Raw genomic sequence first — 17,755 nt, forward strand, 5'->3', positions numbered from 1 at the left:
CGACCGCATCCCCAGGCAAGCCGGCCATGAAAAAAGCCGCCCGCAGGCGGCTTTTGGTCAGTCCAGCTCGGCGTAGAAGACGCCGTAGTCGGGCAGGCGCAGGGCCTTGCCGTCGATGAGCCCTTCCAGCAGGCCGTGTCCGGCCAGGGGCCGGAGGGCACCTTCGACGGGCAGCTCGATGTCCACCACCTGGTTGCTGAGGTTGAACACCGCCAGGATCCGCTCTCCTTCATGTTCGCGCACAAAGGCCAGCACCGGCTCTTGGGTATCCAGGAAGCGGATGTCGCCCAGCACCAGGGCCGGGTGCTGCCTGCGCCAGGCCATGAAGGTGCGAAAGCCCTTGAGCGGCGAGTCGGCCTGGCTCTCCTGCACCGCCACGCTGGCCGCCTTGTGCTCATCCGGCACCGGCAGCCAGGGCTTGCTGGTGCTGAAGTCGCCGTGCTCGCCCTGGCCCCAGGGCATGGGGGTGCGGCAGCCGTCCCGGCCCTTGAAGTTGGGCCAGAAGGTGATGCCGTAGGGATCCTGGAGATCCTCGAAGGCCACCTCGGCCTCGGTCAGGCCCAGTTCCTCGCCCTGGTAGATGCACACCGAGCCGCGCAGCGAGCTGACCATGGCGGTGAGCATGTTGGCCATGTGGGCCGGTGGGCTTTCGCCACCCCAGCGGGTTACCACCCGCTGCACGTCGTGGTTGGCGATGGCCCAGCAGGGCCAGCCCTGGGTCATCTTGGCTTCCAGGTTCTCCACTGTGCCGCGGATATAGCCGGCGCTGAAGTCGTCGGTGAGCAGCTCGAAGCTGTAGCCCATGTGCAGGCGCTTGCCTTGGGTGTATTCGGCCATGGTGGCCAGGGAGTCTTCCGAGGAGATCTCGCCCAGGGTGGCGGCGCCCGGGTACCGGTCGATCAGTGCCCGCAGCTGTTCCAGGAAGGCCAGGTTCTCCGGCTGGGTGTTGTTGTACCAGTGGTACTGGAAGGCATAGGGGTTGTCCGGGCTGAAGCCGCGGCCGACCCGCTGCTCCACCGGCTTGGGCGGGTTGTCCCTGAGCTGGGCGTCGTGGTAGCAGAAGTTGATGGCGTCCAGGCGGAAGCCGTCCACGCCCCTGTCCAGCCAGAAGCGGACGTTGTCCAAGGTGGCCTGCTGCACCTCTGGGTTGTGGAAGTTCAGATCCGGCTGGTCGGTCAGGAAGTTGTGCAGGTAGTATTGGCAGCGCCGCGGCTCCCACTGCCAGGCCACGCCGCCGAAGATGGACAGCCAGTTGTTGGGCGGGCTGCCGTCGTCCTTGGCGTCGGCCCAGACGTACCAGTCGGCCTTGGGGTTGTCCTTGCTCTGGCGGCTTTCCTGGAACCAGGCGTGTTCCACCGAGGTGTGGGACAGCACCTGGTCGATCATCACCTTGATGCCGCGCGCATGGGCGCCGGCCAGCAAGCGATCGAAGTCGTCCAGCTTGCCGAACAGGGGATCCACGTCCCGGTAATCGGCGATGTCGTAGCCGAAGTCGGCCATGGGCGACTTGAAGAAGGGGGAGATCCAGATGGCGTCCACGCCCAGGGAGGCGATGTAGTCCAGCCTGTCGATGATGCCGGGCAGATCACCGACCCCGTCGCCGTTGCTGTCGAGAAAGCTGCGTGGATAGATCTGGTAGATGACGGCGCCGCGCCACCAGGGTGTCTGACTCATGCCCAACCCCGATTTTCTGTAATGTGCCTGGCCCCTGGGGGGCCTCGTTTTTGTGCTGGCAGCTTACGTGAGGGTCAGTCGGGCGGACAACCACCCTGCATACGTATGCATGGGCGAAAAGGCGACGGGGTTAACGGCCTGGCAAAAAACCAAGTTGCCGGGGCCCTTGGGGTTTTGCACTTTTATGGCCAGTCTGTGACCCTGGCCCCTTGAATACGTATGCAGTCGATTGTGGTGGTAAATGGGCCGTGCCTACCATTGCGTCAACGTAAAGAAAGGCGGCGTGCTGTTGACGCAGCCGTTAAGTCGCCGTAACAGAACAGGCGGGCCCCCTGGCCCAAACTGTCGTCTTGGGGAACAGCTACATGACCACTAAACCTCGGCTTTCGTTCTGGCAGATCTGGAACATGTGTTTCGGCTTTTTGGGGATCCAGTTCGGCTTCGCGCTGCAAAACGCCAACGTCAGCCGCATCTTCCAGACCCTGGGCGCGGACATGGACGAGATCCCCGTGCTCTGGATAGCGGCGCCCCTGACCGGGCTCATCGTCCAGCCCATAGTGGGCTACCTCAGCGACCGTACCTGGACCCGCCTTGGCCGCCGCCGCCCCTATTTCCTGGTTGGCGCCGTGCTGACCACATTGGCGCTCTTTGTGATGCCCCACTCGCCGGCGCTGTGGGTGGCGGCCGGGGTGCTGTGGATCATGGACGCCTCCATCAACATCTCCATGGAGCCCTTCAGGGCCTTCGTGGGCGACCAGCTGCCGCCGAAGCAGCGGCCGCTCGGCTATACGCTGCAGAGCTTTTTCATCGGTATCGGCGCCGTGGTGGCCTCCATGCTGCCCTGGATCCTGACCCAGTTCGGGGTGGCCAACACCGCCGAGCCGGGTGCCATTCCCGACACCGTCCGCTACGCCTTCTACGCCGGCGGCCTGGTGCTGCTGCTGGCGGTGGGCTGGACGGTGCTGTCCACCCGTGAATATCCGCCGGCGCAGCTGGCGCAATTCGACGACAGCCTCGACGAGGCCGACACCCAGCAGCCCATGGACAGGCACCAGGCCCAGCGCAGCGGCCTGGGCTGGCTGGCCCTGGGCCTGGCCGGCGGCGTGCTCAACTGGCATTTCCAGCTCGACAAGCAGCTCTACCTGCTGGCCGCTGGCCTGGGCCTGTACGGCGCCCTGCTGCTGGTGCTGGCCAAGCGCGAGAGCCGCTCCATGGTCGGCACCATCATGGCCGATCTCTATACCATGCCCCTGGCCATGCGGCGCCTGGCGGTGGTGCAGTTCTTCTCCTGGTTCGCCCTGTTCGCCATGTGGATCTACACCACGGCCGCCGTGGCCCAGGTCCATTTCGGCAGCACCGACACCAGCTCCGCCGCCTTCAACGAGGGCGCCAACTGGGTGGGGGTGCTGTTCGCCGCCTATAACGGCTTCGCCGCCCTGGCGGCCATGGTGATCCCGCTGATGGTCAACCGCCTGGGGCTGCGCCTCAGCCACCTGATCAACGTCTGCCTGGGCGGCGCCGGCCTGCTGTCCTTCCTGGTGATCCGTGACCCCGACTGGCTGCTGCTGTCCATGCTGGGGGTGGGCTTTGCCTGGGCCTCCATACTGTCGCTGCCCTATGCGCTGCTGTCCGACTCGGTGCCGGCCAAGAAGATGGGCACCTACATGGGCATCTTCAACTTCTTCATCGTCATCCCCCAGCTGCTGGCGGCCACCCTGCTGGGCTTCCTGCTCAAGAGCTTCTTCGCCAACCAGCCCATCTATGCGCTGCTGATCGGCGGCGTCAGCCTGATCCTCAGCGGCCTGTGCGTGCTGCGGGTGGCCGAGCCACAGGTGAACGGCGAACTGGCCGCCAGCAACTAAAGGAACGGCCATGAACAAGTCTGCTTTTTCCGCCCTGGCGCTGCTGGCCGCCGGCCCGCTCCAGGGCGCCGATTACTACGGCACCACAGAGCCCATGGCGGAAAACGCCATCTATTTCCTGCTTACCGACCGCTTCGTCAACGGCGATCCGGGCAATGATCACCGCGACCAGGGCGGCCAGTACCCCACCTTCGACGTGCCTGTGATGGGCCCGGATGGCGAGCGGGCCAACATCGGCTACCTGGGCGGTGACTTCAAGGGCATCCTCGACAACGCCGACTACCTCCGCGAGCTCGGCTTCGGCGCCGTCTGGCTGACCCCCATAGTGGACAACCCGGACCAGGCCTTTTCGGGCGGCGAGCCGGTCAGCTGGGGCAGCGCCTTTACCGACCGGGGCAAGACCGGCTACCACGGCTACTGGGGGGTGAACTTCTACCGGGAAGACGAGCACCTGCCGAGCCCCGGCCTGGATTTCGCCGCCTTCACCCAGGCCATGAAGGCCAGGGGCCTGAAGACGGTGCTGGATATCGTCGTCAACCACGGTTCGCCGTCCTTCACCATGGCAAAGGACCAGCCCAAGTTCGGCGAGATCTACGGGCCCGATGGCGAGCTGGTGGCGGACCACCAGAACCTGGCCCCGGAAGCGCTGAGCCCGGACAACCCCCTGCACGACTTCTTCTACAAGGAAAAGGATCTGGTGCAGCTGTCCAACCTGGCGGATAACAGCCCCCAGGTGCTGGACTACTTCGTGGGCGCCTATGGCCAGTGGATAGACAGGGGCGCCGACGCCTTTCGCATCGACACCATCAAGCATGTGTCCAACGCCTTCTGGCATGACTTTGCCGAGCGCATTCGCGCCCGCTATCCCGGCTTCTACATGTTCGCCGAGAGCTACAGCTACGATGCGGCGGAAATCGCCAAACACACCCATCCGGAAAACGGCGCCATCAGCGTGCTGGACTTCCCCCTCAAGCAGGCCATGGATCAGGTGTTCGCCAAGGGCGCCGGCTTCGAGGCCCTGGCCGAGCCCCTGCACCTGGAGGGGGGGCCCTACGCCAACCCCTATGAGCTGACCACCTTCTACGACAACCACGACATGGCGCGCATGGCCGCCAGCGATGAAGGCTTTATCGACGCCCACAACTGGCTGTTCACGGCCAGGGGCATACCTGTGCTCTATTACGGCTCCGAGGTGGGCTTCATGCGCGGCCGCGGCGAGCACCAGGGCAACCGTAACTATTTCGGCCAAGAGCGCCTCGACGCCGCCCCCCAAAGCCCCATCTACCAGGCCCTGAAGCGCATCGCCAATGTCCGGGCCGGTGCCATCGCCCTGCAGAAGGGCCTGCAGCTGAACCTGAGGCTGAACGGCGACCAGGCCGCCTTCCTGCGGGTCTACCAGCAGGGCGAGCGGGCCCAGCAGGCCCTGGTGCTGCTCAACAAGGGTGACCGGGCCGTGACCATGGGCGTGGATCAGTATCTGGAGTCCGGCACCTGGCGGGATGCCTTTACCGGCAAGAAGGTAAGGATTTCAGGGCCCTACCGCACCCAGGTGCCGGCCCACGGCGTGGTGGTGCTGCTCAAGGACGGCCAGGTACAAAACCCCGGGCTCAGGGCCCGGCTGGCGCGGCTGATGATTAATAAGGCGCACCGCACCAGCAACAAGTAAGCGGCCGGCTAGGTATACAGCACCAGCGGCGAATAAGCGGCCGGGTCAGCCGGCCGCGCCGCAGGAACGGCGAATGACCGGCTCGGCGGCGATGGTGGCGCTGACCGCGTCCTGGCCGCGGATCTGCTCGATGAGGGTGTTGACCAGCATCTCGCCGGCCTTGGCGGTGTTCTGGCGCACCGTGGTCAGGGCCGGGTTGGCGAAGGCGGCCATCTGGATGTCGTCGAAGCCCACCACGGCCACGTCCTGGGGCACCCTGAGGCCGCGCTCGTTGAGGGCGCGGATGGCGCCCAGGGCGATGAGATCGCTGGCGCCGAACAGGGCGTCGAAGGGCTGGCCGCTGTCCAGCAGGGCGCAGGCGGCGCTGTGGCCGTCTTCCTCGGAGGACAGGGCATCGAAGCGCAACCCGCCATCGGCCTCGAGGCCGGCCTGCTCCAGGGCCTGGCGGTAGCCAAGGTAGCGGTCCAAGAATTCGGGGTAATGGTCGTCGGCGGTGCCGAGGAAGGCGATGCGGCGGCGGCTTAAGGACAGCAGGTGGCCGGTGATGTCGCGGCCGCCCTGGAGGTTGTCGCAGCCGATGGACAGGCCCTGCTGGCCGGGCAGCACGGCGCCCCAGCGCACGAAGTGGGTGCCCTGGGCCAGCAGCTTGTCCAGCTTGGCCTGGTATGCCAGGTAGTCGCCGTAGCCCAAAAGGATGATGCCGTCGGCCTTCTTGCTGTCCTCGTAGTCGGCGTGCCAGTCGTCGCTGAGCTGCTGGAAGGAGACCAGCAGATCGTAGCCCTGGCGGGCGCAGGCGCGGGTGATGGCGCCCAGCATGGACAGGAAGAAGGGATTGATCTGGGACTCGTCCGGGGTCGGATCCTCGAACAACAGCAGCGCCAGGGTGCCGGTGTGCTGGGTCCGCAGGCTGGAGGCGTTCTTGTCGACCTTGTAGTTGAGCTCCCGGGCGATGGCCTGGATCCGGGCCCGGGTCTCGGCGTTGACCAGGGGGCTGCCGCGCAGGGCGCGGGAGACGGTGGACTGGGAAACCCCAGCCAGATGGGCAATGTCGAAGGAGGTTGCCCTGCCTTTGTTTCGCATGGACCTGGCTTTCCCGGTTGCTGGAAGACAGGTGCTAAATTACCACACAATGACAACCCAGGAATGACGCAGTAGCTATGGCAGACATTGCAGCTCCCTATGTGGTCGCCGACATCGGTGGCACCAACGCCCGTTTTGGCCTGGTCACCGGCTTCGAGGATGGCCATTACCGCATCGAGCACCAGCAGCGCTACCCCAGCGGCGACTTCGCCGACATCCAGGCCCTGGTGGCCCATTACCTGGCCCAGGTGGCGCCATTTCAGCCGAAACAGGCCTGCCTGGCCGTGGCCGGTCCGGTCGGCGGCGATCAGGTGTACCTGACCAACCTGGGCTGGCGCTTCTCCATCCGGGCCCTGCAGCAGCAGCTGGGCCTGGCGCGGCTGGCCGTGATCAACGACTTCGTGGCCTATGCCAACGCCATACCGCTGCTGCCGCCCGAGGCCCTGGTGGAGGTACGCGGCGGCGAGCCGGTAGCGGGCGCGCCCCTGGCGGTGCTGGGGCCGGGCACCGGCCTGGGGGTGGCCTGCCTGGTGCCGCACAAGGACGGCTGGTCCGCCATCGGCTGCGAGGGGGGGCACATGGCCCTGGCGCCGGTCACCGAGCGCCAGCGCCAGGTGCTGGCGGTGCTGGCCGAGGAGTTGGGCTTCGTGTCCGCCGAGTCGGTGCTGTCCGGCACCGGCCTGCCCAACCTCTACAGGGCCGTGGCCAGGGTGCGGGGCGAAATCCCCAAGGCCTTAAGCGCCGCCGACATCAGCGAGCAGGCCCTGGACGGCGAGCCCTGCTGCCATGAGACCCTGAGCCTGTTCTGCCAATGGCTGGGCTCGGTGGCCTCGGACATCGCCCTGGCCCAGGGCGCCCGGGGTGGTCTGTACCTGGGCGGCGGCATACTGCCGCGCTTCCTGGCCTTCTTCCTGGACAGCGACTTCGTCAATGCCTTCACCCACAAGGGCATCATGGGCGGCTACCTGGGCCAGATCCCCATTCATCTCGCCATAGAGACCCATTCGGCCTTGACCGGTGCCGCCGCCTGGCTGGATAAGCCCTAGAGATCCAGCGCCATACAGATCTCGCAGTCGCCGTGGCCGGTGTTGCCCAAAGGCCCCGGCAGGCGTTTAAAGCCCAGCTTCTGGTAAAGGACCAGTGCCTCGCCGAGGGCGGCGGTGGTCTCCAGGTAACAGCGGCGGTAGCCCTGCGCCCGGGCGAAGGCCAGGGCCTTCAGGGCCAGGCGTTTGCCGAGGCCCAGGCCCCTGAGCTCGGCCAGGAAATACATTTTCTGCAGTTCGCAGGTGTCGGCCTCGCCCCCGGCCAGGGGCGCCAGGCCGCCCCCGCCCAGCAGCCGCCCGTCCGGGCCCAGGATCACCCAATAGGCCGAACCCTGGCCCTGGTAACATTCGAACAGCCGATCCAGGTTGGGATCCGATACCCCATAGCCCTTGTCGGCGGTCAGGCCGTACTCGGCGGAAACAGTGCGGATCACCCGGGCCATGGCGGCGTTGTCGTCGCGGGTCATGGGGCGTATCTGCCAGGCGGCGGCTTGGCTCATGGGAACCTCCTCTTTGGGCGCTTTCATCTTAAGGCATGCCGGGGGCCATTCAACAGCGCACTGCGCCTTGCGCCGAGGCGGCCCAGGGGAAACAATAGGGAAAATGTCTTGGAGGACAACGTGATGAAGAAACTGCTCGCCCTGGCCATGGCCGCCGCCCTGGCCGGTTGTGCCCAGAGCCCCACCGGTCGGGATCAGATCCTGCTGCTGGACAACAGCCAGGTGGCCCAGATGGGCGCCCGCTCCTTCGAAGAGCTGAAGCAGAAGGAAAAGATCAGCACGGACCGCCGCCAGAACGCCTATGTGCAGTGCGTGGCCGGCGCCATCACCCGCGTGCTGCCCAGGGAGCAGCAGGGCAGCTGGGAAGTGGTGCTGTTCGAGTCCAAGTCGGTGAACGCCTTTGCCCTGCCGGGCAAGAAGATCGGTGTCTACACCGGGCTCTTGCAGGTGGCCGAGAACCAGGACCAGCTGGCCGCCGTCATCGGCCACGAGGTGGGCCATGTGCTGGCCAACCATTCCAACGAGCGGCTCAGCCAGAACCAGCTGACCCAGGTGGGCATGGCCCTGGGCGATGCCGCCCTGGGCATGGCCGGGGTGCAGAACCGCGATCTGTGGATGGCCGGCCTGGGCGTGGGTGCCCAGGTCGGGGTGCTGCTGCCCTTTTCCCGTACCCATGAATCCGAGGCGGACGCCATCGGCCTGGAGCTGATGGCCAAGGCCGGCTTCGATCCCAATGCCTCGGTGGCGCTGTGGCGGAACATGGCCAGGCAGGGCAGCGGTGCCCCGGTGGAATTCCTGTCCACCCACCCCAGCCCCGGCACCCGCATCGGCAAGCTGCAGGCCGGCATTCCCAAGGTGCTGCCCAGCTACCGGGCGGCCAGCCCCAAGCCCAACTGCCGCTGACAAAAAAGCCCGCCATCAGGCGGGCTTTTTACTGTCAGGGCCGGTCAGGGCTCGATGATCACGAAGCGGTTTTCCATCGGCGTCGGCTCGGCGATGGTGGGCTGGGGATGGGTGTACTTGACCTGCCTGAACATCAGGTTGCCTTCGCCCGGCTCCAGGGCGATGAAGGTGAAGCGGCGGGTGCCGGGGACGCCGACCATGCCGGGCAGGGCCTGGCCGGGGATATGGGTGTCTTCCGCCAGGGCCAGGCCGCGGGGCATGTCGGTCAGGCAGACATTGAAGCCGGTGGACGGGTTGTCTTCCAGCTGGATGACGACGGGCTCGCCCACTCTCACCTTGATGGGGGGCAGTACGGATTCTGCTGGGTGCATCCTTTTTCTCCTTGACTGTTCCGATATGACACCTGGTCGGTGCCCGTTCAGTGTAAGAAGGCGATGGCGTGCGGATCAGTATCAGCTTGGTATCAGTAGCGACAAAAAAGCCCGCATTTTGCGGGCTTTTTCAATCCAGGGCGCTCAGGCGGTGGCCACCTGGGGCGCCTGGCTCCTGGCCAGGACGATGGAGGCCAGGGCCAGGGTCGCCAGCACCAGCACATAGCCGCTGTGGCTGACCGCCGCCAGGGGCGAGATGGCGAAGCTGGAGCCCAGCAGCAGCGCCTGGGCGCCCCAGGGCAGCAGGCCCTGGCTGACGCAGGCGAAGATGTCCAGCAGCGAGGCGCTGCGCTTGGCCTCGATGCCCTGCTGCTCGGCCAGCTCCCTGGCCACGCTACCTGTGACGATGATGGACACGGTGTTGTTGGCGGTGCAGGCGTTGGTGCTGGCCACCAGGCCGGCGATGGCCAGCTCGCCGCCCCGGCGGGAGCCGGCGCCGCGGCCCAGCTTCTGGGCCAGCCAGGCCAGGCCGCCCTGGCGCTCCATCAGGGCGCCCAGGCCGCCCATCAGCAGCGACAGTATGAAGATCTCCTGCATGCCGGTGAAGCCGGCGTAGATGTCCTTGGCGAAGCTGGCCAGCTGGTAGTCGCCGGCCAGGCCCACCAGGCCCGCAAAGGCAATGCCCAGCAGCAGCACCACGAACACGTTCACCCCGGCCACGGCCAGCACCAGGATACTCAGGTAGGGCAGCACCGGCAGCAGCTGCACCTCGCGCGCGGCGATCTCGGCGGCGCCCTCGCCGGCGAAGGCCAGCCAGATCAGGGTCAGGATGGCGGCGGGCAGGGCCAGGCGCACGTTGGCGCGGAACTTGTCCTTCATCTCGCAGCCCTGGCTGCGGGTGGCGGCGATGGTGGTGTCGGAGATGATGGACAGGTTGTCGCCGAACATGGCGCCGGACAGCAGGGCGCCGGCGGTCAGGGCCAGGGACAGATCCGCCTCCTGGGCCAGGCCCAGGGCCACCGGCGCCAGGGCGGCTATGGTGCCCATGGAGGTGCCCATGGCGGTGGCGATAAAGGCGGCGATCACGAACAGGCCGGGCAGCAGCAGCTCGGCGGGGATCAGGCTCAGGCCCAGGTTGACGGTGGCGTCGACGCCGCCGGTGGCCTTGGCCACGGCGGCAAAGGCGCCGGCCAGCAGGTAGATCAGGCACATGGCCATGATGTTGCTGTGGCCGCAGCCGGCCAGGAACTGTTCGACCGTCCTGTTGAGGCTGTCACGGGACAGCAGCACCGCCAGGATCAGGGCCGGCAGCACCGCCACCGGGGCCGGCAGCTGGTAGAAGGCGTAGTCCACGCCCTGGCTGGTCAGGTAGGCGCCCACGCCCAGGAACAGGGCCAGGAAGGCCAGCAGGGGCAGCAGGGCCAGGGCATTGGCTTGGGGTTTTGACATGGGTACATCCTCGGAGCTTGGTTTAGCGGCATTTGTTTGCTGCGCCCGCAAGCCAGGGGCAAATCGGCGCAGAGCGGGGAAGGCTAAGGTATCGGTCTGAACGTGTCAACGTTTAGACGGCTAAACGTCCGTATTTTACAATTCGTAAACAAGGGTAAAGTTGCCGGCGGATTGTCGCAGGCGGTTGTCGCCACGGCGTATCCTGTGCCCTCATGCCACATTAGCTGCGTATAGTGCAGCCATCTCCGATAAAAGGAATGAGCGAGTCCATGACAAGCAGAGTCGTATCCCTGGCACTGGCCCTGATGGTGGCCGCAGGTGCCGCCTGGTATTTCTGGCCCGGCCAAGGGCAGCAGCAGGGCAGGGCGGCCCGGGGCCCGGTGTCCGTGGTGACCACCGAGGTCCGGCAGCAGCTGCTCAGCGACGAGGTAGAGGCCCTGGGCACGGCCCAGGCCAACGAGGCCGTCCAGCTGACCGCCAGCGTCAGCGACCGGGTGGCCAGGGTCCATTTCCAGGACGGCGATACCGCCCAGGCCGGCCAGTTGCTGGTGACCCTGGAGCACGGCGAGGAAGAGGCCGAGGTCACGGCCGCCCAGGTGGATCTCAAGGAGCAGCAGCGCGAATATAAGCGCATCCAGGCCCTGGTACGCAACAAAACGGTGCCGGCCTCCGAGCTGGATCGGCTGCAGAGCGCCATCGACCTGGCCCGGGCCGAGCTGGCCCAGGCCGAGGCCAAGCTGGCCGACCGCTTCATCCGCGCCCCCTTTGCCGGCGTGCTGGGCTTTCGCCAGGTCAGCCCCGGCTCCCTGGTCAGCCAGGGCACTGTGGTGACCACCCTGGACGACCTGCACCGGATCAAGCTCGACTTCCAGGTACCGGAGCGTTACCTGGGGCTGCTGGCGCCGGGCAAGACCATCCATGCCCACAGCGACGCCGCCGGCGGCAGCTTCGAAGGTGTGGTCAGCTCCATAGCGCCGCGGGTAGATCCGGTGTCCCGCTCCGCCAGCATCCGCGCCATCCTCGACAACGCCGACGGCAGGCTCAGGCCCGGCATGCTGATGACGGTGCGCCTGGTGCGTGAGGCCCGCCAGGCCCTGGCGGTGCCGGAGGCGGCGGTGTTCCTGATCAAGGAGCAGTCCTACGTCTATGTGGTCAACGGGGATGCCCAGGTGGAGCAGCGCCCGGTGCAGACCGGCCTGCGCCTGCCCGGGCTGGTGGAGATCACCGCCGGCCTCGACGAGGGCGAACAGATCATCACCCGCGGCCTGCTCAAGGTGCGCCCCGGCGCCAAGGTGGTGACCAAGGCCGCCGACATCCCCGGAGGTGAGGCGTGATCATCACCGACCTGTCGGTCCGGCGGCCGGTGCTGGCGTCGGTCATCTCGCTGCTGATCATCGCCTTCGGCCTGGTGGCCTTCGGCAAGCTGCCGCTGCGGGAATACCCCAATATCGATCCGCCTGTGGTGTCCATCTCCACCGCCTACCGGGGCGCCTCGGCGGCGGTGGTGGAGTCGCGCATCACCCAGGTGCTGGAGGACCGCATCTCCGGCATCGAGGGCATCCGCCATATCGGCTCCTCCAGCCAGGACGGCCGCTCCAGCATCAACATCGAGTTCGACATCAGCCGCGACATCGACGCCGCCACCAACGACGTGCGCGACAAGATCTCCCGGGCCCTGGGCAACCTGCCCGAGGAGGCGGATCCGCCCGAGGTGTCCAAGGCCGGCTCCGACGACGACACCATCATGTGGCTGAACCTGATGTCCCAGCGCATGTCGGTGCGCGAGCTTACCGACTATGCCGACCGCTACTTGGTGGACCGCTTCTCCACCCTGGACGGGGTGGCCCGGGTGCGCATCGGCGGCGAGCAGCGCAGCGCCATGCGCATCTGGCTGGACCGCCAGGCCCTGGCGGCCCGCGGCCTGACCGTGGCCGACGTGGAATCGGCCCTGCGCAGCGAGAACGTCGAGCTGCCCGCCGGCGGCATGGAGTCCCTGGAGCGCTTCTTCTCGTTGCGCCTGGAGCGCCAGTACCAGAGCGCCGAGGACTTCGCCGCCCTGGTGATCGGCACCGGCGCCGACGGCTACCTGGTGCGCCTGGCCGACGTGGCCCGGGTGGAGGAAAGCGCCGAGGACGACCGCAAGCTGTTTCGCGGCAACGGCGAGAACATGATTGGCCTGGGCATCGGCAAGACCTCCACCGCCAACACCCTGGAGGTGGCCCGCCAGGCCAAGGCCCTGGTGGCGCAGATCAAGGCCAGCCTGCCCGAGGGCATGGAGCTTATCGTCGGCTACGACTCATCCGTCTTCATCGAGCGCTCGGTGGAGGAGGTCTACCAGACCCTGTTCATCGCCATGGGCCTGGTGGTGATCGTCATCTACCTGTTCCTGGGCTCGGTGCGGGCCATGCTGATCCCGGCCCTGGCGCTGCCGGTGTCGTTGATGGGCGCCTTCATCGTGCTCTATGCCCTGGGCTTCACCATCAACCTCTTGACCCTGCTGGCGATGATCCTGGCCATCGGCATGGTGGTGGACGACGCCATCGTCATGCTGGAGAACATCCACAGGCGCATCGAGGAAGGGGAGAAGCCCCTGGTGGCGGCCTTCCTGGGCGCCCGCCAGGTGTCCTTCGCGGTCGTCGCCACCACGGCGGTGCTGATCTCGGTGTTCCTGCCCATCACCTTCCTGGAAGGGGATCTGGGCAAGCTGTTCACCGAGTTCTCGGTGGCCATGGCGGCGGCGGTGATCTTCTCCTCCATCGTCGCCCTGACGCTGTCGCCCATGATGTGCTCCAAGCTGCTCACCGAGCACGAGGGCCACACCGGCATGACCGCCTGGGTGGACGACAAGCTGGGCAGGCTGGCCGGCCTCTACAAGCGTCTGCTGGCCCGGCTGATCAGGCACCCCTTCTACGTGGTGGCCATGATCCTCGGTGGCCTGGGCGGCAGCGCCTGGCTCAACCAGCAGATCCCCAGCGAGTTCTCGCCCCCCGAGGACCGCGGCTCCTTCTTCATGTTCGTCAACGGTCCCGAGGGCGCCTCCTACCAGTACATGGAACAGTACATGGACGAGATAGAACGGCGCCTGCTGCCCATGACCGGCGAGGACGGCGAGCTGCACCGGATGATCCTGATCGCGCCGAGGGGCTGGGGCGGGGTCCAGGCCTTCAACACCGGCATGGGCATCTTCGCCCTCAAGGACTGGTCCGAGCGCCGTTCGGTGTTCGAGATCACCAACGAGATCCGCGCCAAGCTGGGTGATCTCAGCGGCATCCGCTCCTTTGCCGTGGTTCGCAGCGCCTTCGGCCGCGGCACCGGCAAGCCGGTGCAGTTCGTGCTGGGTGGCCCAGACTATGAGTCGCTGCGCCAGTGGCGGGACATCGTCATGGCCAAGGCCGCCGAGAACCCCGGCCTGGTGGGCCTGGACGACGACTACAAGGAAACCAAGCCGCAGCTGAAGCTGGACGTGGATCTGGACAGGGCCGCCGACCTCGGCGTGTCCATGAACACCATAGGCCGGACCCTGGAATCCATGCTGGGCTCGCGGGTGGTGACCACCTACATCCGCGGCGGTGAGGAATACGACGTGATCCTGGAAGGGGAACGGGACAAGCAGCGCTCGCCCCAGGATATCGGCGGCATCTATGTGCGCGCCGACCAGAGCGGCCAGCTGATCCCGCTGTCGGCCCTGGTGACCCTGCGCGAGGTGGCCGATGCGTCCAACCTCAACCGCTACAACAGGATGCGGGCCATCACCATAGAGGCCAACCTGGCCGACGGCTACAGCCTGGGCGAGGCCCTGGCCTACCTGGACGATCTGGTGGCCCGTGAGCTGCCCGCCGAGGCGGCGGTGAGCTACAAGGGCCCCTCCCTGGACTACAAGGAATCCGGCGAGTCGGTGTACTTCATCTTCGCCCTGGCCCTGGGGGTGGTGTTCCTGGTGCTGGCGGCCCAGTTCGAGAGCTATGTGCACCCGCTGGTGATCATGCTGTCGGTGCCCCTGGCCATGGCCGGGGCCCTGCTGGGCCTGCACCTGACCAATCAGACCCTCAACATCTACAGCCAGATCGGCATCATCATGCTGATCGGCCTGGCGGCCAAGAACGGCATCCTCATCGTCGAGTTCGCCAACCAGCTCCGCGACGAGGGCAGGGACTTCATCGAGTCGTTGCTGGAGGCCTCGGCCCAGCGGCTGCGGCCGATCCTGATGACCGGCATCACCACCGCCGCCGGCGCCGTGCCCCTGGTGCTGGCCACCGGTGCCGGCGCCGAGACCCGCTACGTGATCGGCGTGGTGGTGCTGGCCGGCATCCTCATGGCCACCTTCTTCACCCTGCTGGTGACACCGGTGATGTACGCCTGGCTGGCCAGGGGTACCCGTTCGCCCGAGGCGGTGACCCGGGAGCTGGAGCAGGCCCTGGCCCGCGAGGGCAAGGGCGAGGCCCTGGCGCCCGACGACCACAGGGCGGCCTGAAACGTCGGATGAGTAGCGAAAGCGGCCCTGGGGCCGCTTTTTTATGGTTCTTCGCACATTAGCGGGGAATAGATGTGAAAACGGCTGGATAGGTTATTGTGATGTCGCCAAACAAAGACACTAACCAACCAGCCGTTTTCGATGTCGCAGCTTACCCTTCCGTTCGAGCTGTGGGAAGGCTTTAGCCCCGACCACATAGAGCAACACGACCAACATCTCACCATTCACCTCAGCCCCAATCGCCCGCCCTGCTGTCGTTGCGGCAAGCTGGCCCAAGCCGTCCACGACACCACCTGGAGAACGGTCGCCGATCGCGCACTGATGGACCATACCGTGACCCTCAAGGTGCCGGTGCGACGGCTTAACTGCCATCAGTGCGGCCGAGGGACCGAACACATCTCCTGGCTGCGTCCCTTCGCCCGTTTGAGCTGCCGTCTGGAACGCTACGCCGAACGCCTACTGGCGTTACTGCCGGTCAAGCAGGTCGGTGAACTGCTGGGGCTGCACTGGCACACCGTGAAGGCCATCGACAAGCGCCGCCTGCAGCGGCAGGTCACCGAGCCCGACTGGTCCCGGTTGCGACGACTGGTCATGGATGAGTTCGCCCTGTTCAAGGGCCACCGCTACGCCACCGTCATCGCCGATGCGGATACCCACCAGGTGTTGTGGATAGGCGAGGGACGCAGTCGCCGCAGCATCCGGCCCTTCTTCGAGCGGCTAGGCGAACGCTGTCAGCAGATCGAGGCCGTGGCGATGGACATGAACACCGCCTTCGATCTGGAGGTGCAGGCGCATTGCCCCAACGCCAGGGTGGTCTACGACCTGTTCCATGTGGTGGCCAAGTATGGCCGGGAGGTGATTGACCGGGTGCGGCTCGACTGTGCCAAGGCCCAGGGCACCGAGCAGCAGGCCCGCCGTCATATCAAGCGTAGCCGCTGGGTGTTGCTCAAAAACGAGGGCAATCTCAATGACAAGGAACGTGGCCGCCTCGAAGCCTTGCTGGCCGCCAACCGTGATCTGATGGTGGTCTACGTGCTCAAGGAGCAGTTGAAGGCGCTGTGGTACTGCCGCGATGAGCAAACGGCCCATCGCCAATGGCGGCTCTGGTGGCAGCAGGTGGAGGAAAGTGGCATCGCGCCGCTGTTGCAGTTCGCCCGTAAGCTAAAACCCTACTTGCCAGGGATAGTCGCTTCCGCCAGCTATCCCCTCCATACCTGCCGGCTGGAGGGGATGAACAACAAAATCAAACTGATGAAGCGGATGGCTTATGGCTATCGGGATCTGGAGTACTTCTTCCTGAAGATAAAAGCCGCCTTCCCCGGAGATCCGCGATGAACCTTTTTTATTGGCCGGGCATGATCGGGATCAAGTCAAACCGGTAAAAGATTAAAGAAGCGTATGGCGAACCATTCTCAATTAGATTAATATGCGCCCCGTCCAAGAACACATAACGATCTTTTTTGGAGAGAACCATGTTCAAGAAGGCGCTGCTCGCTGCCGCCGTTGCCACCGCCGCAACAGGTGTACAAGCCAAAACCCCGACTCTGGAAGAACTCTACGAGCTGGTCCAGGCCCAGCAGGCCGAGATCCAGCGCCTGAAGGGTCAGCTGGGTGAAACCGAAGCCAAGGTCGAGAAGACCGACGCCAAGGTCGAGGCCACCGCCGACGCCCTGGAGAAGGGCACCGGCTCCTACGCCGCCAACGATGGCGCCTGGTACAACAAGACCAGCCTGGGTGGCTATGGTGAGCACCACTACAACCACTTCGACAGCGATTCCGGCAAGACCGACCAGGTCGACGCCCACCGCTTCGTGCTGTTCGTTGGCCACGAGTTCAACGACAAGCTGCGTTTCTTCTCCGAGCTGGAGCTTGAGCACTCCCTGTCCGGCGAAGGCAAGCCCGGCGAGGTTGAGCTGGAGCAGGCCTACATCGAGTACGACTTCGCCCAGAACCACAGCGCCCAGATCGGTCAGTTCCTGATCCCGGTCGGCATCATCAACGAAACCCACGAGCCGGACACCTTCTACGGTGTTGAGCGCAACAACGTCGAGAAGAACATCATCCCCGCCACCTGGTGGGAAACCGGTGTCCAGGTCAAGGGCGAGCTGGCCCCCGGCCTGAGCTATAACCTGGCCGTGCACTCCGGCCTGGCCACCGACGACGCCGGCAAGATCCGCGGCGGTCGCCAGAAGTCCGCCAAGGCCAACGCCGAGGACTTCGCCTACACCGGTCGCATCAAGTACACCGGTATCCAGGGCCTGGAGCTGGCCGCCACCGTCCAGTACCAGGAAGACGTGACCCAGGATCTGTTCGGCCAGAACGACGCCATGCTCTATGAAGCCCATGCCGTCTACCAGTTCGACGCCTTCAAGTTCACCGGCCTGTGGGCCAAGTGGGACATCGACGGCCTGAGCTTCGAAGACGCCGGCCGTGACGAGCAGGAAGGCTGGTACGTCGAAGGCGCCTACAAGGTCACCGACAAGCTGGGCCTGTTCGTTCGCGAAAGCGCCTGGGACAACAACGCCGGCAACAGCGCCGACACCGAGACCCGCCAGTTCGACTACGGTATCAACTACTGGCTGGCCGACAACGTGGTCCTGAAGGCCGACGTTGCCAACCAGCGCGGCGCCGGCAAGGCCGATGCCTTCAACCTGGGTGTGGGCTGGTCCTTCTAAGGTCTGGTACCTTAGGCTGATAACGAAAAGGGCGCCGTGGCGCCCTTTTTTTCGATGAGGA

At 65.8% G+C, this 17,755-nt stretch carries 13 protein-coding genes; 8 read left to right on the top strand and 5 right to left on the bottom strand.

What is annotated here, in order from left to right; all coding sequences use genetic code 11:
- Positions 1 to 57 precede the first annotated feature (57 nt).
- Positions 58 to 1,674 (bottom strand): alpha-glucosidase family protein, encoded by a 1,617-nt coding sequence (locus WDB71_RS03910; protein ID WP_341503332.1) that lies wholly within the window; start codon positions 1,672 to 1,674, stop codon positions 58 to 60.
- A 365-nt stretch (positions 1,675 to 2,039) separates the two neighbouring features.
- Here WDB71_RS03910 and WDB71_RS03915 point away from each other — a divergent pair, with 365 nt between their 5' ends.
- Both WDB71_RS03915 and WDB71_RS03920 read left to right on the top strand, forming a co-directional pair.
- On the top strand, positions 2,040 to 3,536 hold the full coding sequence (locus WDB71_RS03915; RefSeq protein ID WP_341503333.1) for an MFS transporter: 1,497 nt from the start codon (positions 2,040 to 2,042) through the stop codon (positions 3,534 to 3,536).
- A gap of 10 nt (positions 3,537 to 3,546) precedes the next feature.
- A complete protein-coding gene (locus WDB71_RS03920) occupies positions 3,547 to 5,202 on the top strand; it encodes an alpha-amylase family glycosyl hydrolase (RefSeq protein WP_341503334.1) in 1,656 nt (551 codons plus the stop codon).
- A 45-nt stretch (positions 5,203 to 5,247) separates the two neighbouring features.
- Here WDB71_RS03920 and WDB71_RS03925 read toward each other — a convergent pair whose 3' ends face one another.
- Positions 5,248 to 6,282, bottom strand: a complete 1,035-nt coding sequence (locus tag WDB71_RS03925) for a LacI family DNA-binding transcriptional regulator (protein WP_341503335.1) — start codon at positions 6,280 to 6,282, stop codon at positions 5,248 to 5,250.
- 77 nt (positions 6,283 to 6,359) lie between these two features.
- Here WDB71_RS03925 and glk point away from each other — a divergent pair, with 77 nt between their 5' ends.
- Positions 6,360 to 7,328 carry a glucokinase gene (glk, locus tag WDB71_RS03930; protein WP_341503336.1) on the top strand — a complete coding sequence of 323 codons (969 nt, stop codon included), beginning with the start codon at positions 6,360 to 6,362 and terminating at the stop codon, positions 7,326 to 7,328.
- Here glk and WDB71_RS03935 read toward each other — a convergent pair.
- Positions 7,325 to 7,825 (bottom strand): GNAT family N-acetyltransferase, encoded by a 501-nt coding sequence (locus WDB71_RS03935; RefSeq protein WP_341503337.1) that lies wholly within the window; start codon positions 7,823 to 7,825, stop codon positions 7,325 to 7,327. The two genes, glk and WDB71_RS03935, sit on opposite strands and share 4 nt — an antisense overlap.
- A 123-nt stretch (positions 7,826 to 7,948) precedes the next feature.
- Between WDB71_RS03935 and WDB71_RS03940 the strand changes: the two genes are divergently transcribed.
- Positions 7,949 to 8,728 (top strand): M48 family metallopeptidase, encoded by a 780-nt coding sequence (locus WDB71_RS03940; RefSeq protein WP_341503338.1) that lies wholly within the window; start codon positions 7,949 to 7,951, stop codon positions 8,726 to 8,728.
- A gap of 44 nt (positions 8,729 to 8,772) precedes the next feature.
- Here WDB71_RS03940 and WDB71_RS03945 read toward each other — a convergent pair whose 3' ends face one another.
- Both WDB71_RS03945 and WDB71_RS03950 read right to left on the bottom strand, forming a co-directional pair.
- Positions 8,773 to 9,099 (bottom strand): protease inhibitor I42 family protein, encoded by a 327-nt coding sequence (locus WDB71_RS03945; RefSeq protein WP_341503339.1) that lies wholly within the window; start codon positions 9,097 to 9,099, stop codon positions 8,773 to 8,775.
- Positions 9,100 to 9,243: 144 nt separating this feature from the next.
- Positions 9,244 to 10,548 (bottom strand): Na+/H+ antiporter NhaC family protein, encoded by a 1,305-nt coding sequence (locus tag WDB71_RS03950; RefSeq protein ID WP_341503340.1) that lies wholly within the window; start codon positions 10,546 to 10,548, stop codon positions 9,244 to 9,246.
- A 269-nt stretch (positions 10,549 to 10,817) separates the two neighbouring features.
- Here WDB71_RS03950 and WDB71_RS03955 point away from each other — a divergent pair, with 269 nt between their 5' ends.
- The 4 genes from WDB71_RS03955 (at position 10,818) to WDB71_RS03970 (ending at position 17,694) form a co-directional block, all read left to right on the top strand.
- Positions 10,818 to 11,882: an efflux RND transporter periplasmic adaptor subunit gene (locus tag WDB71_RS03955; RefSeq protein WP_341503341.1), complete on the top strand. Its 1,065-nt coding sequence runs from the start codon at positions 10,818 to 10,820 to the stop codon at positions 11,880 to 11,882.
- Entirely contained in the window at positions 11,879 to 15,019 is a 3,141-nt protein-coding gene (locus WDB71_RS03960) for an efflux RND transporter permease subunit (protein ID WP_341503342.1), read from the top strand. The genes WDB71_RS03955 and WDB71_RS03960 overlap by 4 nt, the downstream gene beginning before the upstream one ends.
- 141 nt (positions 15,020 to 15,160) lie before the next feature.
- Complete coding sequence (locus WDB71_RS03965) at positions 15,161 to 16,354, top strand: ISL3 family transposase (protein WP_341501879.1); 1,194 nt, start codon at positions 15,161 to 15,163, stop codon at positions 16,352 to 16,354.
- Positions 16,355 to 16,491: 137 nt separating this feature from the next.
- Positions 16,492 to 17,694, top strand: a complete 1,203-nt coding sequence (locus tag WDB71_RS03970; protein WP_341503343.1) for a hypothetical protein — start codon at positions 16,492 to 16,494, stop codon at positions 17,692 to 17,694.
- The last annotated feature ends 61 nt before the right edge of the window (positions 17,695 to 17,755 follow it).

Origin of the sequence: Gallaecimonas sp. GXIMD4217, assembly GCF_038087665.1 — a bacterium.
Taxonomy (GTDB): Bacteria; Pseudomonadota; Gammaproteobacteria; order Enterobacterales; family Gallaecimonadaceae; genus Gallaecimonas.